A 22,711-nucleotide genomic window follows, 5' to 3' on the forward strand; every position below is an offset into this window, starting at 1 on the left:
CTTGTCTGTTCGCGGTTCTCAGAGCGCCAGAGCTGTGCGCTGGTGCTCGATCAGTGGGGCGGAAAACGCCAGGGGAGTGCGCGGTGCGGGACCCGAGGCCAGTTGCAGCCTCGCTTGTGCGATGGCATACAGGCGCTCGGTCAGCTCTGTGCCGGCCCGGGGCTGCAGGCATTGCAACTGCGCAAGCTGGTGTGCAAGCAAGGAGCACAGCTGCTGAGCCTCGGCCACCTGAGCCGCCGTGAGCTGAGTGACCGTCATGCCCCGCCTTGGCTGGGCCGTCAGCAGGCCTTCGTGGCATAGCAGCTTCATGGCTTCACGCACAGGGGTGCGGCTCACGCCAAACTCCCGCGCCAGCGCACCATCGTTGATGTCCGAGCCGGGCGGCAAGCGGTGGCCCAGAATGCGCTCGCGCAGTTTGTCGGCGATGGCAATGCACAGTGAATGGGATTGCATGGGCTTGGCAGTCATGGTGCTCGGAAGAGATTTACTGGCGTTCGCCGATAGGAACGAACTTCAAATCATCCGGGCCTGTGTAGTTGGCGCTGGGGCGAATGATCTTGTTGTCCTGGCGCTGCTCGATGATGTGCGCTGCCCAGCCGCTGGTGCGCGCAATCACGAACAGCGGCGTGAACATGGCGGTGGGCACGCCCATCATGTGGTAGCTGACGGCGCTGAACCAGTCGAGATTGGGAAACATGTTCTTGGCTTCCCACATCACCGATTCCAGACGCGCGGCAATGTCGTACATCTTGGTGCTGCCGGCTTCGTCCGACAGCTTCCTGGCTACGCCCTTGATCACAACATTGCGGGGGTCGCTCACGGTATAGACCGGGTGGCCGAAGCCGATCACGACCTCCTTGGCATTCACGCGGCGGCGAATGTCGGCCTCGGCTTCGGCCGGGTTGTCATAGCGCTTCTGGATCTCGAATGCCACTTCGTTGGCTCCGCCATGCTTGGGGCCACGCAGTGCACCAATCGCCCCGGTGATCGCCGAATACATATCGCTGCCCGTGCCGGCCACCACGCGGGCCGTGAAGGTCGAGGCGTTGAACTCATGCTCGGCATACAGATTGAGCGAGGTATGCATGGCACGTACCCAGCTCTCGGATGGCTTGGCGCCATGCAAAAGATGCAGAAAGTGCCCGCCGATGGAGTCGTCACTGGTTTCGACCTCGATACGGCGGCCCGAGTTGCTGAAGTGATACCAGTACAGCAGCATGGAGCCCAGGCTGGCCATCAGGCGGTCGGCAATATCGCGTGCGCCAGGAAGGTTGTGGTCGTCTCTCTCCGGCAGTGCGCAGCCCAGGGCAGAGACGCCAGTGCGCATCACGTCCATGGGGTGGCTGGCGGCTGGCAGTTGCTCCAGCGCAGCCTTCACGCTGCCAGGCAGTCCGCGCAAGGCCTTGAGCTTGGCTTTATAGGCCTTGAGTTCGGCCTGCGTGGGCAGCTTGCCATGTACCAGCAGATGGGCGATCTCTTCGAATTCACAGACCTCGGCAATGTCCAGAATGTCGTAGCCCCGGTAGTGCAAATCGTTGCCGGTCTTGCCCACGGTGCAGAGCGCGGTATTGCCTGCCGTGACGCCGGAGAGGGCGACCGACTTCTTGGCTTTGAAACCGGCGGTGTTGCTTGCCGGAATCTGCTGGCTGGCGCTGGCTATGGTGGCCGATGCCGTGGCTGCGGTGCTCATGGGTGTCTCCTTGAAACTGTGTATGCGGACGCGGTTTGGTCTGCGATACTTCGCAATCTACGCATTTGCTTTCTCTGCGTATAGAACTGAATTGGTGAATGCTTGCGAAGCTGAATGCATGCATTTGCGAATGTTGCGAATTCTTGAGATCGACAAACAAGGAGCAAGCCAATGGCCAAGACCTTCATGGGCGTGCGTCTGCGCAGCCTGCGTGCCGAGCGTGGGCTCACGCAGGTGGCGCTGGCACAGGCGCTGGAGCTGTCACCGAGTTATCTGAACCAGATCGAGCAGGATCAGCGCCCGCTCACGGTGTCCGTGCTGCTCCGGATTCACAAGGTTCTGGGCGTCGATATCCAGCAGTTCTCAGAGGATCAGGAGGCTCGCCTGCTGGCACAGTTGCGCGATGCAGTGGCAGCCATGCCGCTGCCCGAAGCTGCGGTGCCGCTGCCCGAGTTGCGCGAGGTAGCGGCCAGGCTGCCTCAGCTGGCGCAGACACTGCTGGCCATGCACCAGCGCCACCTGGCCGATGTCCAGCGGCTGGAGGCCTTGAGCGCCCATCTGGGCGATGGCCGTGCCGGGCAGGATGGAGGCGGGGCCGTCAATGGCAAGGAGTCAATGGCAGGCCTGCTGACGCAGCCCTCGCGCCAGATGCCGTTCGAGGCCGTGCGTGATTTCTTTTTTGCCCGTCGCAATTACTTCGACGGACTCGACAGAGCGGCCGAAGCTCTGGCTCGGCAGGCTGCGGAGCAAGGCGGTCATCTGCAGGATTGGCTGCAATACCGGCTGCAGGCGCGACACGGGGTGCTGGTCCTGCCTGCCCATGCCGCAGGCGCAGAGACGGCCGGCAGCCATAGGCGATACGATGCCTCCACTCGCACCCTGTATGTGGCAGCGCAGCTCAGTCCCATGCAGCAGGCATTTCAGCTGGCCACACAGCTGGCGCTGCTGGAGTTTGATGCACTGATTGCCGCCGAGCTGCAAGGCGCGCCCTGGCAGGATGAGGCCACGCGGCGGTTGGCGCGCGTGGGTCTGGCCAACTATGTGGCTGGTGCATTCGTGCTGCCTTATGGCGAATTCCTGCGCGCGGCCGAAAGTCTGCGCTACGACATCGATCTGCTGGCCAGCCGTTTCGGCGTGGGCTTCGAGACCGTATGCCACCGCCTCTCCACCTTGCAGCGCGCTGATGCACCGGGGGTTCCGTTTTTCTTCATTCGTGTGGACCGGGCAGGCAATATCAGCAAGCGCCAGTCGGCCACGCACTTCCACTTCTCCAAGACTGGTGGCACCTGCCCGTTGTGGGGGGTGTATGAGGCGTTTACCCAGCCGGGCCGCATTGTCCCCCAGCTCGCCAGCATGCCGGACGGGCGGATCTACCTATGGATTGCCCGTACCATCAGCCATGCCGGCCCGGGCTGGGGCGCGCCGGGCAAGACTTTTTCCATCGGTCTGGGCTGTGACCTGCAGCACGCTGCACGGCTGGTGTATTCCCAAGGCATGGATTTGCGCAATACCGCTGCTGCGACTCCCATCGGCATGGGCTGCAAGGTCTGTGAGCGCGGGGCTTGCCCGCAACGCGCTTTTCCTTATGTGGCCACACCGCTCCAGGTCAACGAAAACGAGAGCGGCTTTGTTCCCTATGGTGGCTAGTGTTTGCTGCCATGCGATGCGAAGCCCTGGCCAAGGCCGCTGAGGCTGGGTGGCTGCAAACCGCCGACTGAAAGTCATGAAAATTCACTGAAACGCGTCCTGTATGGCGTCTGAAGCCATTGATGCAACAGCGATGCGCGCCAATTTACTTAGTCTTGTTGGACGATGGGCCGAGGCTGATTTCTTCATACGCTGTCTCCACGTTTTGATTGCACATCAACCAGGAGACAAAAATGCGTTTAGCGGGAAAAGTGGCCGTGGTCACGGGAGCAGGCCAGGGCATGGGGCGCGCGATCGCTCAGCGCTTTGCCGATGAAGGCGCCACCGTGGTGGCCGTGGACCTGAACGAAGAAGCCGCCAGGCAGACCCTGGAAGGCAAGGACGGCAAGCATCTGGCCCGTTCCGTCAACGTGGCCGACAGCGCAGCGGTCGACACGCTGTTTGTCGAAATCCGCGAAAAGCTGGGCGCCGTCGACGTGCTGGTGAACAACGCTGGTGTGGGATCGGTGGACCAGTTTGCCGATATTCCCGACGCGACCTGGGAGCGCGTGATCGGCGTGAACCTGAACGGCGCGTTCTACTGCGCCCGTGCGGCGGTCAGGCAGATGCAGCAAGGCAAGGGCGGAGCCATCGTCAACATCTCCAGCACCTCGGCAGTCAGCGGTGATGGCCCTGCCCATTACTGCGCTTCCAAGGCGGCTCTGATGGGCTTGACCCGTGGCATGGCCAAGGAACTGGCGTCCAAGAAGATCCGCGTGAACACCTTGGTTCCTGGTCCCACCAACACGCCCATGATGCAGGGCATTCCCCAGGAATGGGCCGATGCCATCATCGCCGGCGTGCCCATGGGTCGCATGGCTGAGCCCGAGGACATCGCCAAGGCGGCCGTGTTCCTGGCCAGCGACGACAGCGGCTTTGTGACGGGGCAGAACCTGGCCGTCAACGGCGGCAGCGCCTTCCTGTAAGGAGAGAAAAACATGAACAAGCGTCTGCAAGGCAAGATTGCATTTGTGTCGGGTGGCGGCTCCGGTATCGGTGCGGCAACGGCCGAGCGTTTCGCACAGGAGGGAGCGACCGTGGTGATCTGCGGTCGCCGCAAGGAGCCTCTCGATGAAGTCGTGGCCAGGATCAAGGCTGGCGGCGGCAGTGCCGAGGCCATCGTGGCTGACGTGGGCAACGAAGCCCAGTTTGTCGGAGCGCTGGAGCAGACGGCCAAAAAGCATGGCAGCCTGGACATCCTCGTCAACAACGCCATGGCCTATACCTGGGGCGGCATCGACGGCATGACCACGGCGGACTGGCATGCCAATTTCACCACGTCGGTGGACGGCACTTTCTGGGGCACCCGTACGGCGCTGAAGCTGATGGGCGGCAAGGGCGGCTCCATCGTCAATATCAGCTCCATCTGCGGCACGCTGGGCACGCCCTATATGTCGGGTTACTCTGCGGCCAAGGCAGCCATCATCAATTTCTCGCGTGCGGCGGCTGCCGAAGGAGCTGCGGCGGGCATCCGTGTGAACGTGGTGATCCCCGCCGTGGTGGAAACCCCCGCCACGGCAGGCATGCTGGCCGATGAGGCTTCGCGCAAGACCACCGAGAAACTCATTCCCATGGGGCGCGTGGGCCAGTCCGGTGAGCTGGCCAATGCCGTGCTGTTCCTGGCCAGCGACGAAGCCAGCTATGTGACAGGTGCCGCCCTGCCCGTGGACGGCGGCCGCTCCGCCGTGCTGGTGACCGCGCTGTAAGAAAGAGTCAGAAGAGATGAGTGAACCCGTGAATCAGTGGCCACAAACGCTCGAGGAGCGTATCGACAGGCTGGAGTCGCTGGATGCGATTCGTCAGCTGGCCGGCAAGTACTCCCTGTCGCTGGATATGCGTGACATGGACGCCCATGTGAACCTGTTTGCTCCCGATATCAAGGTGGGCAAGGATAAAGTGGGGCGCGCGCATTTCATGGCCTGGCAGGACAGCACGCTGCGTGACCAGTTCACGGGGACCTCGCACCACCTGGGCCAGCACATCATCGAGTTCGTGGACCGCGATCACGCCACTGGCGTGGTCTATTCGAAGAACGAGCATGAGTGCGGTGCCGAGTGGGTCATCATGCAGATGCTGTACTGGGACGACTACGAGCGCATCGACGGTCAGTGGTACTTCCGCCGCCGTCTGCCCTGTTACTGGTATGCCACGGATCTGAACAAGCCGCCGATTGGCGACATGAAGATGCGTTGGCCCGGCCGGGAGCCCTACCATGGCGCTTTCCACGAGCTGTTTCCGAGCTGGAAGGAGTTCTGGGCCCAGCGCCCCGACAAGGACGAGCTGCCGCAGGTGGCCGCACCCGCACCACTGGAGCAATTCCTCAAAACCATGCGCCGCGGTACACCGGCGCCGCGCATGCGTGTGCGCTAAGGAGCCGGCATGAGTCAAACGCTTTTCACGCCTGTCCAGCTGGGCCGGATTTCCCTGCAGAACCGCGTTGTCATGGCTCCCATGACGCGCAACCGTGCCGATGCCGATGGTACGCCCACGGACATCATGGCCGAGCACTACGGCCAACGCGGCGATGCCGGCCTGATTGTGGCCGAAGGGGCCTGGCCAGAGGTCGCGGGTCAGGCTTACTGTCGCCAGCCCGGCATCGAGACTGCCGCTCATGTGCGCGCCTGGCGCCGTGTGACGGATGCGGTGCATGCCCGTGGCGGCTCCATCGTGCTGCAGATCATGCACTCCGGTCGCATCGGCAGCCGCCATATCAAGCCCGCAGGCGTGCGCTCGGTGTCGGCGTCCGCCATTCAGGCACAAGGCAAGATCTGGACCGATGCCGCGGGCATGCAGGATTTCGACCTGCCCCAGGCATTGACCATCGAAGAGGTGCGAAAGGCGATTGCCGAGCATGCCGCCGCCGCCAAACGCGCCATGGATGCCGGCTTTGACGGCGTCGAGCTGCATGGCACCAGTGGTTATCTGAGTCTGCAGTTCCTGCACTCCAGCACCAACCGGCGTACCGACGAATATGGCGGCAACGCCAGCAGTCGCTCACGTTTCGCCGTGGAATGCCTGGGCGCCATGGGAGAAGCCATCGGTATCGACCGCGTGGGACTGCGCCTGAACCCCGGCAACACCTTCAATGACACGGCGGATGAAAACTCCGCAGCCACCCATGCCGAGCTGATGCGTCAGGCCGCCAAGCTGGGCATTGCCTATCTGCATGTGATGCGTGCGGTCTTCGATCCCTCCATCGATGCCTTCAAGCTGGCGCGAGAGAATTTTGGCGAGAGCCTGATTCTCAACGATGGCTTTGATGCGCAAAGTGCCGAAGCTGCACTGCAGGCGGGCGAGGGGCTTGCGGTGTCTTTTGCGCGGCATTTCATTGCCAACCCGGATCTGGTGCAGCGCATGCGCCAGGGTCTGCCTCTGTCCAGGTTTGACCGCAACACTCTCTATACCCCCGGCGCCAGGGGCTACAACGACTATGCACCGGCACAGGAGGCGCAGACCGCCTGATCCGTCCGGAAACCGAGTTCATCGTGTTGGCCGCATTTCCTTCGGGGATGCGGCCTTTTTTGTACTCCGGGTTTTCACGGCTGTTGCAGGCCTGCCGGAGCAGTCTGCTCGCAAGGGCGTAAAGCGCTCTAGTCTGTTGCGCTGAATCGCATGTCGAATCTGGTGCAGATGCTATGAAATTTGGGTAAATCGGCCGCAAATCGTTAGTCTCAATGGACGATGTTTGCCAAGACTCTCCTCTTCAGAATCCTCAGCATCACTACAGGATTTGGGTTGGAGGCCCCGACATCATGATTGAAATACGTGGACTTGCGTACGTTGTCGCCGAGAGCTCTGATTTGGATCGCTGGGTCAGCTACGCACGCGATGTGCTTGGCATGATGCCCAGCACCACAGCCGATGGCGATCTGCTGATCAAGATGGACGAGCGTCAGTTCCGCTTCCAGGTGCAGCCTGGCAGCATGGACAAGTACTCAGCATCCGGCTGGGAAGTGGCCGACAAGGAGGCTTTTGAGCAGGCGCTCAAGGTGTTGCAGGCGGCCGACGTGCACTATGAGTTGGGAAGCTCCGAACTGTGCGCCAAGCGCCATGTGCAGCAGCTGGCGGTGGTGACCGATCCTTCCGGCAACCGCCACGAGATCGTCTGGGGCTTCAAGTCCGACTTCAGTCATTTCGCATCGCCTCAGGGGGTCTCGCGCTTCGTCACCGGTGACTATGGGCTTGGCCATACCGTGTTGCCCGCGCCCGACTTCGACAAGACGGTTGCCTTTGTGCGCAATGTGCTGGGCTTTGGTCTTTCGGACATCTACAACTTCAAGCCTGCAGGCGATGCCGGTCCCACGGTCCGCATCCATTTCTTCCACTGCGCCAACGGCCGTCACCACAGCCTGGCCCTGGCCGAGTTCCCTTCCGCATCGGGTTGCGTGCACGTGATGGTGGAGGTCGACAACATGCCTGAAGTGGGCCGTGCCATGGACCGCATGCAGAAGAGTCAGGTCAAGCTGTCGGCCACCCTGGGTCAGCACACCAACGACAAGATGATCTCGTTCTACATGAAGACGCCCTCAAATTTCGACCTGGAGTTCGGTTATGGCGGCGCCATCATCGACTGGGATCACCACATCACGCATGAGTTCACGACCGTAAGCCTCTGGGGGCACGACTTCAGCGTGGGCCGCCCTGAAAACAACTGATAGGAGGCTTGGAGACATGGCCAATAAATTGATGACAGCGAAGGACGTTGTGGCATCCATCAAGGACGGCATGACGATTGGTATCGGTGGCTGGGGCCCCAGGCGCAAGCCCATGGCCCTGGTGCGCGAGCTGCTGCGCAGCCCCGTCAAGGATCTGACCGTGGTGGCCTATGGCGGTGCCGATGTGGGCATGCTGTGCGCGGCCGGCAAGGTCAGGAAGCTGATCTTCGCCTTCGTGTCGCTGGACTTCATTCCGCTGGAGCCCTATTTCCGCAAGGCGCGCCAGAGCGGCGAGATCGAAGTCATGGAAATTGACGAGGGTCATATGGTGCTGGGTCTCAAGGCGGCCGGCATGCGCATTCCCTATATCCCGACCCGGGTCGGTCTGGGCACCGATGTGCTCAAGCACAACAGCTCCATCCGCCTGATCGAGTCGCCTTACGACGGCAAGGAATGGGTGGCGATGCCCGCCATCAATCTCGATGTGGCCCTGCTGCATGTGGATCGCGCGGACTCCCGCGGCGTCTGCCAGATTGCCGGCCCCGACATCTATATGGACGACCTGTTTGCACGCGCCGCGACCAACACCTTTGTGAGCTGCGATGAACTGGTCGAGAGCAGCAGCTTCGAGTCGGAGCAAGCCGCGCGCCTGGTGTTCTGGGAGCGTTCCGAAACCACGGGCGTGGTGCACCTGCCAGGTGGTGCCCACCCATCGTCCTGTGCGCCGCTGTATGGCTTTGATGTCAAGCACTTCAAGGAATACGTGGCCAGCAGCAAGGAAGAGGGCGGCTGGGACAGCTACCAGCAGAAATACGTGCAGTGCACGGAGCAGGAATATCTGGAAAAAGTGGGTGGCATGGAAGCAATCAAGCGCCTGCCCCTGCCTGTGTTCTGAGGAGGCCAAGAGATGAGTGAAATTGCATTGGTAGATCGCGTCATCTGCGCCGCGGCACGTGCCTGGGAAAACGACGGCGAGGTACTGGCCACAGGCATCGGCCTGGTGCCGCGACTGGCGGCCTCGCTGTGCATGCGGTCCATCAACACCGATCTGATCATGACGGACTCCGAGGCCTGGGTGGTCAACGAGCCCGCGCCCGTAGGCCCTCGCGGAGACTACAAGATCAAGCGTGAAAACTGGATGGGCTTCTCGCGCATCTTCGACAACGTCTGGGGTGGCAAGCGCCATGCCATGGTGGGGCCCGTGCAGGTGGACTGCTTTGGTCAGGGCAATATCTCCATGGTGGGCAGCGACTATGCCCGTCCCAAGTCCATGATGCTGGGCGTGCGCGGCTTTCCCGGCAACTCCATCAACCACGCCAACTCCTTCTTCGTGCCCAATCACAGCACCAAGGTTTTTGTGTCGGGCGAGGTCGATGCAGTGGGCAGCGTGGGCTACAACAGCGCGCGCCTGGCCAAGGGCTGGACGCTGGAGGAGACCACGGACATCCGCTTCATCTTCACCAATCTGTGTGTGCTGGACTTCGGCGGCCCCAGCCATCAGGTGCGCCTGGTGTCGCTGCATCCCGGCGTGACTGCGGCACAGGTCAGGGAAGCCACCGGCTTTCCGATTCACGTTCCCGAGAACGTGGGCGTGACGCCTGATCCCACGCCCGAGCAACTGGCCCTGCTGGCCCAGCTCGATCCGCACAATCTGCGCGCTACGGCCATGGGAGCCTGATATGCAGCATGCATCCAGCGAATTTGTGACGCGCGAGGACAAGGCCGTCTATGAAACCGGCGAGCCCGTGCTCTACAGCGTGGACAACGGCATTGCCACGGTCACCATGAATCGGCCCACGTTCAACAATGTGCAGAACTCGCAGATGACCTATGCGCTGGATGAAGCCTTGCGCAAGGCGACCGATGACGACAGCGTCAAGGTCATCGTGCTGCGTGGCGAGGGCCGGCACTTCAGCGCGGGTCATGACATCGGCACGCCCGGCCGCGACATCAACAAGCCGTTCGACCGCGTCCACCTGTGGTGGGATCACACCAACAAGCCCGGGGGAGAGCAGCTGTTTGCCCGCGAGCAGGAGGTCTATCTGGGCATGTGCCGGCGCTGGCGCGAGATCCCCAAGCCCATGATTGCCATGGTGCAGGGCGCATGCGTGGCGGGCGGCCTGATGCTGGCCTGGGTCTGCGATCTGATCGTGGCCAGCGACGATGCGTTTTTCCAGGACCCCGTGGTGCGCATGGGCATTCCCGGCGTGGAGTACTTCGCCCATGCCCACGAGCTGCATCCGCGCATTGCCAAGGAGTTTCTGCTGCTGGGCGAGCGCATGCCGGCAGAGCGCGCCTACCAGATGGGTATGGTCAACCGCGTGGTGCCGCGTGCCGAGCTTGAGGACCAGGTCTATGCCATGGCCCAGCGCATGGCGGCTCAGCCGCGTCTGGGCATGGCGCTGACCAAATTGGTCGTCAACAAGGCCGAGGAACTGCAGGGCCTGCGCTCCACCATGGACATGGCTTTTGGCTACCACCACTTTGCTCACGCACACAGCCAGGCGATGGGCATGGGGCAGCTGGGCGGCCAGGACGCCAGGTCCATGGCCAAGGCCAACAAAGAAGAGTCAAAGGCATGAGCAATATGAACGACATGGGCAGTCTGCGCACTCCTCTTTGCGACCTGCTGGGGTGCCGCTACCCCGTCATCCAGACGGCCATGGGCTATGTGGCGGGGGCCGATCTGGTGATAGGGACCACCAATGCCGGCGGCTTCGGCTTCCTGGCCGGTGCCACCATTGCTGCCGACAGGATCGAGGCCGAAATCCTGCGCGTCAAGCGCGAGACCGACGACCAGCCTTTCGGGCTGAACTTTCACATGTTCCAGCCCAACGCCCAGCAACTGCTGGATCTGGCCGTGAAGTACCGGCTGCGTGCGGTCAGCTACGGCCGTGGCCCGGACAAGAGGGTGATAGGCCGGCTGCGCGAGGCCGGCATCGTCTGCATGCCCACCGTGGGTGCCCTGAAGCACGCCCAGAAGGCGATCGAGATGGGCGCCAATGCCATCACCGTGCAGGGCGGTGAAGGGGGCGGCCATACCGGCAGCGTGCCCACCACGGTGCTGCTGCCTCAGGTGGTGGATGCGGTCCAGGTTCCGGTGGTCGCCGCCGGCGGCTTCTATGACGGACGCGGTCTGCTGGCTGCGCTGGCCTACGGCGCATCGGGCATTGCCATGGGCACGCGTTTTTTGATGACCAGTGATTCCAAGGTGCCCGCTGCCACGCTGCAGCGCTATCTGGCCGCCAGGGATGCGGAAAAGATCGCCATCTCGCATCTGGTCGATGGCATGCCGCAGCGGATGATTCCCAACGAATACCTAGCCATGCTGGAGAAGGCCAATCCCATGAAACGCTTGCGCATTGCCCTGAGCCTGGCACTTCAGTGGAAGGCCGAGACCGGCATGACCACGGGCCAGGCCCTGAGCATCTTCATGAAAGCCCTGCGCGAGGATTCTTCTTCGGTGGCCCAGACCGTGATGGCCGCCAACGCACCCATGCTGCTGCAGCGCTCCATGGTCGATGGAAACCCGGCCGATGGCGTGATGTCCGCCGGCCAGGTGGCCGCGCTGATCGGCAGGCTCGACAGCTGCGAGGAAGTGATAGGCGGCATCGTCCGCCAGGCCATGGACCGTCGCAACGCATTGAACGCATTGACTCCCGCATAACAACAAGCCAACGAGACCGGATATGTCCACTCAACAATTTCATTCCACTATTCATGACAACGGCGTGGCAGAGCTGGTGATCGACCGCGCTCCGGTGAATGCCCTGAATGCCGCCGGCTGGAATGGTCTGGCCCGGGAAATCCAGGCGCTGGGCGACAGGCCCGAGGTGCGCGTGATCGTCATTCGTGCCGAGAACCGGGGCTTTTGCGCCGGTGTGGACATCAAGGAGCTGGCCGAGAACGACAAGCTCATCCTTGAGGTGAACGCAGGCAACTACGCCACCTTCAAGGCCGTGCATCTGAACAAGGTGCCGGTGATCACCGCCGTGCACGGCTTTGTGCTCGGTGGCGGCATCGGTATCTGCGGCGCATCCGACATCGTGATCGCGGCCGAAGACGCCACCTTTGGCCTGCCCGAAGTGGACCGCGGCGCCATGGGCGGGGCCGCCCATCTGCAGCGCATGTTCGGCGTGCAGAAAACCCGCTACCTGTTCTTCACGGGCGAGATGGTGGCTGCGGCAGAGGCCCTGCGCCTGGGGGCCATCGAGCGTGTGGTCCCCCGCGAGCAGCTGCGCGACACCGCCATGGACATCGCCAACCGGATTGCCGCCAAGAGCCCCGCCATGATCCGCATCGCCAAGGAGGCGCTGACCGGCATCGAGGACGGCAATCTCGAAGACAAGTACCGCTGGGAGCAGGGCTTCACCTTGCAAGCCTATATGAGCCCCGACTCCGCCGAGACGCGCAGCGCCTTCGTGGAAAAGCGCGACGCCAAGTTCTGAGCACCGATAGCGCGAAGAGGAGACAACCATGGATTTGACATACACCCCAGCGCAGAAGGCCTTCCGTGCCCAGGTACGTGAATGGCTCAGGGACAACGTGCCCAGGCAGCGTCTGCAAAGCTATGACACCCGCGAGGGCTTCGAGCAGCACCGCCAGTGGGAAGCCAGGCTGGCAAGCGCGGGCTACAGCGCCGTGACCTGGCCCAAGGATCTGGGCGGCAGCGGCTGCGACCTGACAGAGTGGCTGATCTTCGAGGAAGAGTACTGGGCGGTCGATGCGCCAGCCCGCGTGAACCAGAACGGCATCCTGCTGCTGGGCTCCACGCTGATGGAGTTCGGCACACCCGAGCAGAAGGCCCGCTTTCTGCCCCGCATGGCGCGCTGCGACGACATGTGGGCCCAGGGCTGGTCCGAACCCAATGCCGGCTCCGACATGGCGGCCATCAGCAGTCGTGCCATCCGCAAGGGCGACAAGTTCATACTGAACGGCCAGAAAATCTGGTCTACCCGCGCCATCTTTGCCGACTGGGTGTTCGGCCTGTTTCGCAGCGACCCTGCATCGAGCCGCCACCATGGACTGAGCTACATCCTGGTGCCCTTGAACACGCCCGGTATCACCGTGCGTCCGATCCGCGCCATCAACGGCCGTGAACACTTCGCTGAAATCTTCTTCGACGATGTCGAGGTACCTGCGGAGAACCTGCTGGGTGCAGAAGGCAAGGGCTGGCATGTGGCGATGGCCACCGCGGGCTTCGAGCGCGGCCTGCTGCTGCGCTCTCCCGCCCGCTATCAGCGCAGTGCGCAGAAGCTGGTGGATCTGTATCTGCGCAACCAGGTCGATGCCGACCGCGATCACTCCATTCGCGACGCTGTTCTGCGTGCCTGGCAGGGGGCGGAGGCGTACACGCTGTCCTCCTATCACACGGTGGGTCGCCTGCACAAGGGCGCGCAGATCGGGGCCGAGGCAAGCACCAACAAGATCGTCTGGTCCGAGCTGGACATCATGATTCACGAGACCGCGATGCGCATTCTGGGCGCGCGGGCCGAGCTCATCGATGACGCCGAGGCCAACGAATGGCTGGAAGGCTTCCTGTTCTCGCAGGCCGGCCCCATCTACGCGGGCAGCAACGAGATCCAGCGCAACATCATCGCCCAGCGCATGCTGGGCCTGCCCAAATCCTGACCGGCAGGGAGACAATCATGGACTTCACCTTTACCGAAGATCAGATCGCATTCCGCGACTCGATCAGCCGCTTTCTGATGACCGAAGCGGCTCCCGAGCTGTTGCGCGACATCTGGGAAACTCCGAGCGGCCGCAGCCCCGAGCTGTGGGCCAGGATTGCCGAGCAGGGCCTGATGGGCCTGTCGGCACCCGAAGCCGATGGCGGCATGGGCCTGGCCGATGTGGACTGGGCACTGCTGCTGCAGGAGGTGGGCTATTACGCCTTGCCCGATTCCCTGAGCGACACCGCCTATGTGGCCGTGGGCATGCTGAGCGCCTTGCATGATGGGCATGAAAGCCGTGTCTGGCTCTCCAGGATCGCTGCGGGCAGCTGCCGCGTGGCCGTGGGTCATTCCGTCAATCCCCATGTGGCGGATGCCGCGCTGGCCGATGTGCTGCTGCTGCCGCACGCCACGGCCACCGGCCTGGAACTGCATCTGCTCAAGCCCGAGCAGTGCGAGATCACGGCGCTGAGCAGCATCGACTCTTCGCGCCGCCTGTCGCAGGTACGCTGGACGCCATCCGATACCACCCGCCTGCTCGACGGTACTCAGGGCCAGAAGGTCTGGGACACTGCAGGCGAGCGCGGCGCGCTCGCGGCCGCTGCACAGATGCTGGGCCTGGCCCAGCGCATGCTGGACCTGTCCGTGGACTACGTGGCACAGCGCAAGCAGTTCGACAAGGTCATCGGCAGCTTCCAGGCCGTGCAGCATCACCTGTCCGACATAGTCACCAAGATCGAGTTTGCCAAACCCGTGCTCTACCGCGCCTTCTATGCGCTGCAGCATGGCGAACCCGATCTGGCTGTACGTATCTCGCACGCCAAGCTCCAGTGCAGCGACGCGAGCTGGTTTGCCGCGCGCAACAGCCTGCAGGTGCATGGCGCCATGGGCTACACCTGGGAAGTCGATCTGCAGATGTTCATGAAGCGTGCCTGGGTACTGGATGCCGCGTGGGGTGACAAGGCATACCACGCAGCGCGCCTGACCCAGGGCCTGCTGCGCAGTCCCAATGCTCCCGTGGGGCCTGGCGCGACCTTTGATCGGGAGGTCGATTCATGCGGCTCCTGCTCTGCGCAAGATGCCATCAGAAACATGGATGAGGAGGTGGCTGCATGAGCGCCCAGGCCTATATCGTTGATGCACTGCGCTCACCCACCGGCAAGCGCAAGGGCTCTCTTGCCGCCGTGCACGGCGCCGATCTCGGCGCCCATGTGATCAAGGCGCTGGTAGAGCGCAACGACATTCCCGCAGCCGATTACGACGACGTGATCTTTGGCTGCGTGGACACCATCGGCGCCCTGGCCGGTGACATCGCCCGCACTTCCTGGCTGGCGGCCGGCATGCCGCTGAATGTGCCCGGCACCACCATCGACCGCCAGTGCGGCTCGTCCCAGCAGGCCATTCATTTTGCGGCCCAGGCCGTGATGAGCGGCACGCAGGATGTGGTGCTGGCCGGAGGCGTGCAGACCATGAGCGCGATTCCGATCTCGTCAGCCATGCTGGCCGGTCAGCCTCTGGGCTTTAGCACGCCGTTTGCCGAGAGCAAGGGCTGGCAGGCCCGCTTCGGCAATGCGCCCGTCAACCAGTTCTATGCCGCCCAGCGCATTGCCGACCACTGGGGCCTGAGCCGCGGCGACATGGAAGTGTTTGCCAAGGAAAGCCATGACCGGGCCCTGAAGGCGATTGCCGAGGGACGCTTCGACCGTGAAATCGTGCCATTCGGCGATTTCAGGATGGACGAAACGGCACGCCTTTCGACCTTGGAGAAGATGGCCACGCTGGAGCCGGTGGATCCCGACTATCCCTCCATCACTGCAGCCGTCTCAAGCTCCACCTGCGATGCGGCGGCTGCCGTGCTGGTGGTGTCCGAGGCTGCGCTCAAGCGCTACCACCTCACGCCCCGCGCCCGCATTCACCACATGAGCGTGCGCGCCGATGATCCCATCTGGCATCTGACAGCGCCTATCCCCGCCACCGAATATGCGCTCAAGAAGGCGGGCATGACGATGTCCGACATCGACCTGGTCGAGATCAACGAGGCTTTCGCTTCCGTGGTCATGGCCTGGCTCAAGGAAACCGGCTACGACCACGCCAGGACCAATGTCAACGGCGGCGCGATTGCGCTGGGCCATCCGCTGGGGGCGTCGGGGGCCAAGCTCATGACCACGTTGCTGCACGAGCTGGAGCGCACTGGCGGTCGCTTCGGTCTGCAGACCATGTGCGAAGGCGGAGGCCAGGCCAACGTCACCATCATCGAACGTCTCTGATGGCTTGCATGCAGGCACGAAAGTGCCTGCACTGCCCCGGAGTTCAGGTGTGAGCGGTTGAGCAAGTCGTCCAGAAAATCAACGGAGACAAGGACATGCAAGACGACGCGACAGATGAGCCGCGCCGCAGGGCGGCGGTGGATACGGCGGCCTGCACCCGGAGCCTGGCACCGGCGGACGCCATCAGCGCTGCAGCGCAGCTGCGTCATGGAGACATCAGCCCGCTCGAGTTGCTAGAGGCTGCGATTGCCCGCGTGGAGGCCTTACCGCGCCTGAATGCCCTGGTCATCAAGGACTACGAGCAGGCACGCGAGCATGCCAGAAAGCTGTCGCAGCTGGGTCGAGAGGCGCGCAAGCAGGCAACGGATGCGGCCGCACTCTGGGGCCTGCCCTTTGTGCTCAAGGATCTGGGCATGAATATGGCCGGCAGCGTGACCAGCAACGGCTGCGCCTTCTTCAAGGATGCCGTGGCCGGGCAGGACTCCACGCTGGTGCAGCGCTACAAGGCGGCGGGGCTGAATATCTTCGGCAAGACGGCGTCGCCTGAATTTGGCATGACTACCACCACGGAGTCCAGGCTCTACGGTGCAACGCTCAATCCCTGGAATCCCGCCCACACGGCCGGCGGTTCATCGGGCGGCACGGCGGCTCTGGTGGCCGCAGGCATCGTGCCTGTGGGCCACGCCAGCGACGGCGGCGGCTCCATCCGTATCCCGGCAGCGCATTGCGGGCTGTTTGGTCTCAAGCCCAGCCGTGGTCGCGTGCCTGCGGGGCCCGCTGCACTCGACGGTGCCGTGGGGCTGGCCGCTCACCATGTCATCAGCCGCAGCGTGCGCGACAGCGCCCTGCTGCTGGACCTGACGGCAGGCCCGGAGCCGGGCTCGCGCGTGCGACCCGGCTCCGATGTGCAAGGCGGCTACCTGCAATCGCTGAATCTGCCCGGGCGCAAGCTGCGCATTGCCGTGTGGCGCAGCAATCAATTCGGCATGCCCGTGCATGCCGAATGCCTGGCCGCTGTGGATCAGGCCGCAAAGCTCTGTGCAGCCCTGGGCCATGAAATCGAGGAAGCCATGCCCGAGCTACCGGTGGCAGAAATCTTTGCCGGCATGGGGGCGGGCATGTCTGTCGGTCTGCTTGCGGCGGTCGAGGCCCGTGAAAAACTGCTGGGTCGCACCGTGCGCGAGGACGAACTGGAGCCGCTGAACTGGGCAGCGCTGCAGGCGGCCCGCCGCTTGACGGCATTGGACCTGTTTCGTGCGCGTGCCGGCTTCGACAAGGCCGGTCAGCTCATCGATGCCTTCCTCACCCGGTACGACCTGATTCTGACGCCCACCACCGTGGTGCCCGCGCAGAAGCTCGGTGCGCTGCGGCTCGATCAGGCCTATGAAAGCTATGCCGCCGAGGCCATGAACTCCTCGGCCTTTACCTCGCTGTTCAACATCAGCGGCCATCCGGCGATGTCGGTGCCGCTGCACTGGACGGCAGACCACCTCCCGGTGGGTTCCCACTTTGTCGCCCCCTTTGGTGGCGAAGGCCGATTGCTGCGCCTGGCGGCGCAGCTGGAGCAAGCCCAGCCCTGGGCGCATCGCGTGCCGGACCTGTCCGCACTCGAAGCTTGAATCTCGAACAACAAAAGGATGGAGACCATGGAATCAGTGAATCAAGGTGTGGATCGTCGCGGCTTTATTCAGGGCGCAGGTGCCGTGGCCGCAGCTGCGACCCTGCCGGCGATGGCCGTGCAGAAGAGAAATGAGGCAGTCGCGGTGGACGGCTATGCCTGGGCAGAGCAGATCCGCCGGGGCGATATCACGCCGCTGGAAGCGCTGGAGGCCGCGATTGCTCGCACCGAGGCCCTGCCCAAGCTCAACGCCGTGGTCATCAAGGACTACGAACTGGCACGTGATCAGGCCAGGCAGATGTCGGCGCTGGGCAGCGCCGCGCGTGCCGAAGCCACCGCCAGGGCGCCCATGTGGGGCGTGCCCTTTTTGCTCAAGGACCTGAACCAGTATCTGAAGGGCACGGTCACCACCAATGGCTGCCGTTTCTTCAAGGGGGCGGTGGCGGAGTACGACAGCACTCTGGTGGCACGCTACAAGGCGGCCGGCCTCAATATCTTTGGCAAGACGGCATCGCCCGAGTTCGGCCAGACGCCCACGACCGAGTCCCTGCTCTACGGGCAGTCGCCCAATCCCTGGAATGCGGCCCACACCACGGGCGGCTCCTCGGGGGGCGCGGCATCGGTGGTGGCCGCAGGCATTGTGCCCGTGGCCCACGCCAGCGACGGCGGTGGCTCCATCCGCATTCCCGCTTCGCACTGCGGCCTGTTCGGCCTCAAGCCCAGCCGTGGGCGTCTGCCTGCCGGCCCTGCCAACATGGAGGGCTGGATGGGCCTGTCCATGAACCATGTCATCAGCCGCAGCGTGCGCGACAGCGCTCATCTGCTCGATCTGACGCAGGGGCGCGAGCCGGGCTCACGCACCGTGCCGCCCCGCGATATGGAGGGCAGCTACCTGGAGGCCCTCAAGCAGGCGCCCAAAAAGCTCAAGATCGCCGTCTGGACTAAGAACTACTTTGGCATTCCCGTGCATGCGGACTGTCAGGCGGCGGTGGACAAGGCCATCAAGGCCTGCCTTGCGCTGGGCCATGAAATCGTCGAGGACATGCCGGAGCTGCCCGTGGCAGAGGTGTTCTCGGGTCTGGGCGTGGTGACCTCGGTGGGCATGATGGCCAGCATCCGCGCCCGCGAAAAGCTGCTGGGTCGCGCCGTGCGTCAGGACGAACTCGAGCAGATGGACTGGCTGTACCTGGAAAAGGCCAGGTCCTATACCGCCGAGCAGATGCTGATGGCGCGCACCAACTTCGATACCGCCGGCCAGATTCTGGACCGCTTCTTTCTCAAGTACGACCTGATCCTGACTCCCGTGATGGCTGTGCCGCCACCGCTGCTGGGTGTGCTGACGCTGGACCAACCCTATGAATCGTTTGCACGCGAGGCCGTCAAGGCATCGCCCTACACCGCACTTTTCAATATGACGGGTCAGCCCGCCATGTCCGTGCCCATGCACTGGACGGCGGACAAGCTGCCGATCGGCGCGCACTTTGCGGCGCCGTTCGGCCGCGAAGGTCGTCTGCTGGCGCTGGCAGCGCAGCTGGAGCAATCCGTGCCCTGGGCCCATCGTCAGCCCGATCTGTCGGTTTTCAAAGCGTGATTTCAAGAGCGCAGACAGGCTGCGGGCCTGCTCTGCACAGCAAGCAAAAGGGGAAACAAATGGGTATTTGCAACCAGAGAACCGTCGTCATCACCGGTGCAGGCGGTGGCCTGGGCCGCGCCTATGCGCTGGCCTTCGCGCAGGAAGGTGCAAATGTGGTGGTCAACGACATCCGCGCCGAAGCCGCCCAGGCCGTGGCCGAGGAAGTCAGGACTGCCGGCGGCAAGGCGCTGGCCAACACCGGTGACATCACCACGGTGGCCGGTGCGCAATCGATTCTGGAGGCCACGCTGGCCGCCTTTGGCGATGTGCAGGTCATCGTCAACAACGCCGGCGTGTTGCGCGATCGGATGTTTCTGAGCCTGTCCGAGGAGGACTGGGACATGGTCATGCGCGTGCATCTGCGCGGCCACTTCTGCATGGCCAAGGTCTTTGGCGGCTACTGGCGCGACCAGAAGAAGGCCGGCAAGCCCGTGGATGCCCGCATCATCAACACCAGCTCCGGCGCCGGTCTGCAAGGCTCCATAGGCCAGAGCAACTATGCCGCGGCCAAGGCCGGCATCGCCGGTCTGACCCTGGTGCAGGCCGCCGAGCTGGCGCGCTACGGCATCACCGCCAACTGCCTGGCGCCCGCCGCGCGCACTTCCATGACCGAAGGCGCCATGCCCGATATGGTCAAGAAGCCCGAGTCCGGCTTCGACGTCTGGGACCCGATGAACGTGGCCTCCATCGTCGTCTGGCTGGGCAGCGCCCAGTCCGCCCATGTGACGGGCCGCTGCTTCGAAGCCAAGGGCGGCGAGCTGTCCGTGGCCGACGGCTGGTTCACCGGCAAGGTCAATGACAAGCAGGCGCGCTGGGAGCCTGCCGAGCTGTCTGGCGTCGTCGATCAGCTGATCGCCGAAGGCAAGGCACCTCAGAAAGTCTACGGGACCTAAGCCCGAGAAGCGGCCGGGCCGTGGTGCCCGGCCTTCCCATTCGATGAAGAACTCAGGACGCGAGCCATCATGGATTTAAGTCTGAACGAAGAACAAAAAATGATCGCCGAAAGCACCGCGGTGTTTCTGCAGGAAAAAAGCAGCACGGCACGGGTGCGCAAGGTCTGCGAAACCGAGGGCGGCCTGGACCGCGCCCTGTGGCAGGAAGTGCTGGACATGGGCTGGTGCAGCGTGGCCCTGCCCGAAGCTGCGGGCGGCATGGGCCTGGGATGGCGTGAGCTGGTGCTGCTGCAGGAGCAGATGGGCTACCACCTCGCCTGCGTACCGTTCTTTGATGCCGTCGTTGCGGTGACGCCGTTGTGGCAGGCGCTGAGCCAGACCGGGCAGGGCCTGGGCGTGGTGGAGCGCCTGGCGGCCTCGGGCCGGATCTGCGTGCTGGGCATGACGGTGCGCGGCGAGCTGCCAGCCACGGCTGTCGCCAGGGTGGATGGCGATGTTCTGGTGCTCGATGGCCAGTGGCTCCAGGTGGGCTCCGGCGCGCATGCCGATGTATTTCTGCTGCCAGCCACGCTGCCTTGCGGATCTCTGGGGCTGCTGGAGGTGAATGCCGGGGCCGAAGGCCTGAGCGTGCAGGCGCTGGCGACGATGGACGCCACGCGCAGCTGCGCCGATGTCTCGGCCGTGAATGTGAGGCTGACCGGCTCTGCCGTGCTGATGCATGGCGATGCACTTGAGCAACTGTGGGCGCAGACGCGCAATCTGGCGGCCATCGGCCTGGCGGCAGAGCAGGTCGGCGTGGCTGAGCGCGCGCTGGATCTGGCCGTGAACTACACCAAGGAGCGCCAGCAGTTCGGCAAGGCCGTGGGCAGCTTTCAGGGCGTCAAGCACCGCGCAGCACAGATGCTGGTGAAGGTGGAGACCGCGCGCTCTGCCGTCTATGCAGCAGCTTTCATAGCAGATACCGCAGGCCATACAAGCGATCTGAGCTATTTTGCTGCTCAATCCCGCACGGATGCTACGGAAGCAGCTCTCTTTTCCACAGGTGAAAGCATTCAGCTGCATGGCGGCGTGGGCTTTACCTGGGAGTTCGATCCGCATCTGTTCTTTCGGCGCGCGCAGGCATCGAGCCAGCGCCTGGGTACGGTGGAGCAGTGGCGCGAGCAGGTGGCGGCGCGTTTGCTGGACGAAGCGACAGAAGATCAGATGGCGGAGGCAGCATGAAGATGCAGGAATCGGAAATCAACGAGGCCTTTCGCGCCGAGGTGCGGGAATGGATGGCGCAGCATCTGACAGGGCGCTTCGCCCCGCTCAAGCACGCCAGCGGCCTGGGCGCCGAAGGCTATGACGCGCAGCTGGCCAAGGAATGGGAGCAGGAGCTGGCCAAGGGCGGCTGGACCGGTCTGGGCTGGGAGACACGCTATGGCGGCCGCAACGCCCCGCTGGCCCAGCAAGTCATCTTCCACGAGGAATATGTGCGCTGCGGCGGCCCGGGTCGTATCGGCCATATCGGCGAGACCCTGCTGGCCCCCACGCTGATGGCTTTCGGCACGCCCGAGCAGAAGCAGCGTTTCCTGCCCGGCATTCTGGCCGGCACCGACTATTGGGCTCAGGGCTACTCCGAGCCCGGCGCGGGCTCCGACCTGGCCGGCATCCGCACCAGGGCCTGCCGCGATGCGGACACGGGTGAATGGGTGATCCACGGCCAGAAGGTCTGGACCTCCTGGGCGCATGAATCCGAATGGGTGTTTGTGCTGGCCCGCACCGACGAGGCCTCAGGCAGCGCAGCCAGCACGCGCCACGCCGGCATGGTGCTGCTGCTGGTGCCTCTCAGGCAGCCTGGCGTGGAAGTGCGCCCGATTCGCCAGATCACCGGCACCTCGGAGTTCAACGAAGTCTTCTTCGACGGCGCACGCACCGAGGGCGGTCTGCATCTGGGCCCCGTGGGCGACGGCTGGAAGGTCGCCATGTATCTGCTGGGCTGCGAGCGCGGTGCGTCAACGCTGGGCCAGCAGGCGCATTTCCGCCATGAGCTGGATCTGATCGTCGCGCTGGCCAGACGCAATGGCGCGGCCCGGGACCCGCTGTTGCGCCAGCGCCTGGCCAAGGCCGATATGGGGCTGCAGACCCTGCGCGCCCATGCGCTGCGCTCCAGCGCCGAGAACACGCCGTTTCGCGTGGCCTCGGTTTCCAAGTACGCCTGGTCCAACTGGCACCGCGATCTGGGCGAGCTGGCCATGGATGTGCTCGGCGAGCAGGGCGGGTTGCTGCTCAAGGACCCGGCCCTGGCCGCGCTGCAGCAGCTCTGGCTGGTCAGCCGTGCCGACACCATCTATGCCGGCACCAACGAGATTCAAATGAACCTCATGGCCGAGCGCGCACTGGGCATGCCGCGCTGATCGGGTGCATCGGGCATTTTTGCCCTTGCGCCAGAGGAGCCGGCAGATGCTCTGCCCGGCCCGGACAGAGATGCTGCGAACACCGGGTTTTCCCGGTGGTTGGCCGCATCTTCTGTTCTGAAATGTCCTTGCAGCGACATTAGGGAATGACCTATCGTCCAAAGTGACGATGCTGCAGCGCAGCGGCGACCGGAAGATCAA

General features: G+C 63.8%; 21 protein-coding genes. 19 read left to right on the forward strand and 2 right to left on the reverse strand.

Annotated features, from left to right (window positions below; all coding sequences use genetic code 11):
* Positions 1-18: 18 nt before the first annotated feature.
* Both DJFAAGMI_RS00350 and prpC read right to left on the reverse strand, forming a co-directional pair.
* On the reverse strand, positions 19-453 hold the full coding sequence (locus tag DJFAAGMI_RS00350; RefSeq protein ID WP_249333651.1) for a GntR family transcriptional regulator: 435 nt from the start codon (positions 451-453) through the stop codon (positions 19-21).
* A gap of 31 nt (positions 454-484) precedes the next feature.
* Complete coding sequence (prpC, locus tag DJFAAGMI_RS00355) at positions 485-1,690, reverse strand: bifunctional 2-methylcitrate synthase/citrate synthase (protein ID WP_249333653.1); 1,206 nt, start codon at positions 1,688-1,690, stop codon at positions 485-487.
* Positions 1,691-1,861: 171 nt separating this feature from the next.
* On the opposite strand from prpC, the gene DJFAAGMI_RS00360 reads away from it, so the two are divergent.
* The 19 genes from DJFAAGMI_RS00360 (at position 1,862) to DJFAAGMI_RS00450 (ending at position 22,510) form a co-directional block, all read left to right on the forward strand.
* Positions 1,862-3,337, forward strand: coding sequence for a short-chain fatty acyl-CoA regulator family protein (locus tag DJFAAGMI_RS00360; RefSeq protein WP_211455518.1), 1,476 nt, complete (start codon positions 1,862-1,864; stop codon positions 3,335-3,337).
* Between the two features lie 233 nt (positions 3,338-3,570).
* Positions 3,571-4,302, forward strand: a complete 732-nt coding sequence (locus DJFAAGMI_RS00365; RefSeq protein ID WP_211455519.1) for an SDR family NAD(P)-dependent oxidoreductase — start codon at positions 3,571-3,573, stop codon at positions 4,300-4,302.
* A 12-nt stretch (positions 4,303-4,314) separates the two neighbouring features.
* Positions 4,315-5,082: an SDR family NAD(P)-dependent oxidoreductase gene (locus tag DJFAAGMI_RS00370; protein ID WP_211455520.1), complete on the forward strand. Its 768-nt coding sequence runs from the start codon at positions 4,315-4,317 to the stop codon at positions 5,080-5,082.
* Positions 5,083-5,098: 16 nt separating this feature from the next.
* Entirely contained in the window at positions 5,099-5,746 is a 648-nt protein-coding gene (locus tag DJFAAGMI_RS00375) for a nuclear transport factor 2 family protein (RefSeq protein WP_211455521.1), read from the forward strand.
* Between the two features lie 9 nt (positions 5,747-5,755).
* Positions 5,756-6,838 carry an alkene reductase gene (locus DJFAAGMI_RS00380; protein WP_211455522.1) on the forward strand — a complete coding sequence of 361 codons (1,083 nt, stop codon included), beginning with the start codon at positions 5,756-5,758 and terminating at the stop codon, positions 6,836-6,838.
* A 290-nt stretch (positions 6,839-7,128) separates the two neighbouring features.
* Positions 7,129-8,031, forward strand: coding sequence for a VOC family protein (locus DJFAAGMI_RS00385; RefSeq protein WP_211455523.1), 903 nt, complete (start codon positions 7,129-7,131; stop codon positions 8,029-8,031).
* 16 nt (positions 8,032-8,047) lie between these two features.
* Positions 8,048-8,926: a CoA transferase subunit A gene (locus tag DJFAAGMI_RS00390; protein ID WP_043005850.1), complete on the forward strand. Its 879-nt coding sequence runs from the start codon at positions 8,048-8,050 to the stop codon at positions 8,924-8,926.
* A 12-nt stretch (positions 8,927-8,938) separates the two neighbouring features.
* On the forward strand, positions 8,939-9,709 hold the full coding sequence (locus DJFAAGMI_RS00395) for a CoA-transferase subunit beta (protein ID WP_211455524.1): 771 nt from the start codon (positions 8,939-8,941) through the stop codon (positions 9,707-9,709).
* 1 nt (position 9,710) lies between these two features.
* A complete protein-coding gene (locus DJFAAGMI_RS00400) occupies positions 9,711-10,613 on the forward strand; it encodes an enoyl-CoA hydratase (protein ID WP_043005847.1) in 903 nt (300 codons plus the stop codon).
* Complete coding sequence (locus DJFAAGMI_RS00405) at positions 10,610-11,698, forward strand: NAD(P)H-dependent flavin oxidoreductase (protein ID WP_211455525.1); 1,089 nt, start codon at positions 10,610-10,612, stop codon at positions 11,696-11,698. Before DJFAAGMI_RS00400 ends, DJFAAGMI_RS00405 begins: the two co-directional genes overlap by 4 nt.
* A 22-nt stretch (positions 11,699-11,720) precedes the next feature.
* Positions 11,721-12,479, forward strand: coding sequence for an enoyl-CoA hydratase family protein (locus DJFAAGMI_RS00410; RefSeq protein WP_211455526.1), 759 nt, complete (start codon positions 11,721-11,723; stop codon positions 12,477-12,479).
* Between the two features lie 28 nt (positions 12,480-12,507).
* Positions 12,508-13,662 carry an acyl-CoA dehydrogenase family protein gene (locus tag DJFAAGMI_RS00415; RefSeq protein WP_211455527.1) on the forward strand — a complete coding sequence of 385 codons (1,155 nt, stop codon included), beginning with the start codon at positions 12,508-12,510 and terminating at the stop codon, positions 13,660-13,662.
* A gap of 17 nt (positions 13,663-13,679) precedes the next feature.
* Complete coding sequence (locus DJFAAGMI_RS00420; protein WP_211455528.1) at positions 13,680-14,819, forward strand: acyl-CoA dehydrogenase family protein; 1,140 nt, start codon at positions 13,680-13,682, stop codon at positions 14,817-14,819.
* Positions 14,816-15,970 carry an acetyl-CoA C-acetyltransferase gene (locus DJFAAGMI_RS00425; protein WP_211455529.1) on the forward strand — a complete coding sequence of 385 codons (1,155 nt, stop codon included), beginning with the start codon at positions 14,816-14,818 and terminating at the stop codon, positions 15,968-15,970. The genes DJFAAGMI_RS00420 and DJFAAGMI_RS00425 overlap by 4 nt, the downstream gene beginning before the upstream one ends.
* Before the next feature lie 95 nt (positions 15,971-16,065).
* The gene (locus DJFAAGMI_RS00430) at positions 16,066-17,589 is read left to right on the forward strand and encodes an amidase (protein ID WP_211455530.1); all 1,524 of its coding nucleotides are present in this window, start codon (positions 16,066-16,068) and stop codon (positions 17,587-17,589) included.
* A 27-nt stretch (positions 17,590-17,616) separates the two neighbouring features.
* A complete protein-coding gene (locus tag DJFAAGMI_RS00435) occupies positions 17,617-19,179 on the forward strand; it encodes an amidase (RefSeq protein WP_249333655.1) in 1,563 nt (520 codons plus the stop codon).
* Between the two features lie 59 nt (positions 19,180-19,238).
* Positions 19,239-20,114 carry an SDR family oxidoreductase gene (locus DJFAAGMI_RS00440; RefSeq protein ID WP_211455532.1) on the forward strand — a complete coding sequence of 292 codons (876 nt, stop codon included), beginning with the start codon at positions 19,239-19,241 and terminating at the stop codon, positions 20,112-20,114.
* A 69-nt stretch (positions 20,115-20,183) separates the two neighbouring features.
* Positions 20,184-21,335: an acyl-CoA dehydrogenase family protein gene (locus DJFAAGMI_RS00445; RefSeq protein ID WP_249333657.1), complete on the forward strand. Its 1,152-nt coding sequence runs from the start codon at positions 20,184-20,186 to the stop codon at positions 21,333-21,335.
* A complete protein-coding gene (locus tag DJFAAGMI_RS00450; RefSeq protein ID WP_211455533.1) occupies positions 21,332-22,510 on the forward strand; it encodes an acyl-CoA dehydrogenase family protein in 1,179 nt (392 codons plus the stop codon). The genes DJFAAGMI_RS00445 and DJFAAGMI_RS00450 overlap by 4 nt, the downstream gene beginning before the upstream one ends.
* The last annotated feature ends 201 nt before the right edge of the window (positions 22,511-22,711 follow it).

The organism is Comamonas brasiliensis (assembly GCF_018292285.1).
In the GTDB taxonomy this organism is placed as follows: domain Bacteria; phylum Pseudomonadota; class Gammaproteobacteria; order Burkholderiales; family Burkholderiaceae_C; genus Comamonas; species Comamonas brasiliensis.

What these genes read in the sequence shown, in the direction of transcription:
- DJFAAGMI_RS00445 (WP_249333657.1), top strand. Translation starts at nt 20,184, where the DNA reads ATGGATTTAAGTCTGAACGAAGAACAAAAAATGATCGCCGAAAGCACC.
- DJFAAGMI_RS00430 (WP_211455530.1), top strand. Translation starts at nt 16,066, where the DNA reads ATGCAAGACGACGCGACAGATGAGCCGCGCCGCAGGGCGGCGGTGGAT.
- DJFAAGMI_RS00410 (WP_211455526.1), top strand. Translation starts at nt 11,721, where the DNA reads ATGTCCACTCAACAATTTCATTCCACTATTCATGACAACGGCGTGGCA.
- DJFAAGMI_RS00365 (WP_211455519.1), top strand. Translation starts at nt 3,571, where the DNA reads ATGCGTTTAGCGGGAAAAGTGGCCGTGGTCACGGGAGCAGGCCAGGGC.
- DJFAAGMI_RS00415 (WP_211455527.1), top strand. Translation starts at nt 12,508, where the DNA reads ATGGATTTGACATACACCCCAGCGCAGAAGGCCTTCCGTGCCCAGGTA.
- DJFAAGMI_RS00405 (WP_211455525.1), top strand. Translation starts at nt 10,610, where the DNA reads ATGAGCAATATGAACGACATGGGCAGTCTGCGCACTCCTCTTTGCGAC.
- DJFAAGMI_RS00390 (WP_043005850.1), top strand. Translation starts at nt 8,048, where the DNA reads ATGGCCAATAAATTGATGACAGCGAAGGACGTTGTGGCATCCATCAAG.
- DJFAAGMI_RS00380 (WP_211455522.1), top strand. Translation starts at nt 5,756, where the DNA reads ATGAGTCAAACGCTTTTCACGCCTGTCCAGCTGGGCCGGATTTCCCTG.
- DJFAAGMI_RS00360 (WP_211455518.1), top strand. Translation starts at nt 1,862, where the DNA reads ATGGCCAAGACCTTCATGGGCGTGCGTCTGCGCAGCCTGCGTGCCGAG.
- DJFAAGMI_RS00385 (WP_211455523.1), top strand. Translation starts at nt 7,129, where the DNA reads ATGATTGAAATACGTGGACTTGCGTACGTTGTCGCCGAGAGCTCTGAT.
- DJFAAGMI_RS00395 (WP_211455524.1), top strand. Translation starts at nt 8,939, where the DNA reads ATGAGTGAAATTGCATTGGTAGATCGCGTCATCTGCGCCGCGGCACGT.
- DJFAAGMI_RS00400 (WP_043005847.1), top strand. Translation starts at nt 9,711, where the DNA reads ATGCAGCATGCATCCAGCGAATTTGTGACGCGCGAGGACAAGGCCGTC.
- DJFAAGMI_RS00350 (WP_249333651.1), bottom strand. Translation starts at nt 453, where the DNA reads ATGCAATCCCATTCACTGTGCATTGCCATCGCCGACAAACTGCGCGAG.
- prpC (WP_249333653.1), bottom strand. Translation starts at nt 1,690, where the DNA reads ATGAGCACCGCAGCCACGGCATCGGCCACCATAGCCAGCGCCAGCCAG.
- DJFAAGMI_RS00435 (WP_249333655.1), top strand. Translation starts at nt 17,617, where the DNA reads ATGGAATCAGTGAATCAAGGTGTGGATCGTCGCGGCTTTATTCAGGGC.
- DJFAAGMI_RS00375 (WP_211455521.1), top strand. Translation starts at nt 5,099, where the DNA reads ATGAGTGAACCCGTGAATCAGTGGCCACAAACGCTCGAGGAGCGTATC.
- DJFAAGMI_RS00440 (WP_211455532.1), top strand. Translation starts at nt 19,239, where the DNA reads ATGGGTATTTGCAACCAGAGAACCGTCGTCATCACCGGTGCAGGCGGT.
- DJFAAGMI_RS00425 (WP_211455529.1), top strand. Translation starts at nt 14,816, where the DNA reads ATGAGCGCCCAGGCCTATATCGTTGATGCACTGCGCTCACCCACCGGC.
- DJFAAGMI_RS00420 (WP_211455528.1), top strand. Translation starts at nt 13,680, where the DNA reads ATGGACTTCACCTTTACCGAAGATCAGATCGCATTCCGCGACTCGATC.
- DJFAAGMI_RS00370 (WP_211455520.1), top strand. Translation starts at nt 4,315, where the DNA reads ATGAACAAGCGTCTGCAAGGCAAGATTGCATTTGTGTCGGGTGGCGGC.
- DJFAAGMI_RS00450 (WP_211455533.1), top strand. Translation starts at nt 21,332, where the DNA reads ATGAAGATGCAGGAATCGGAAATCAACGAGGCCTTTCGCGCCGAGGTG.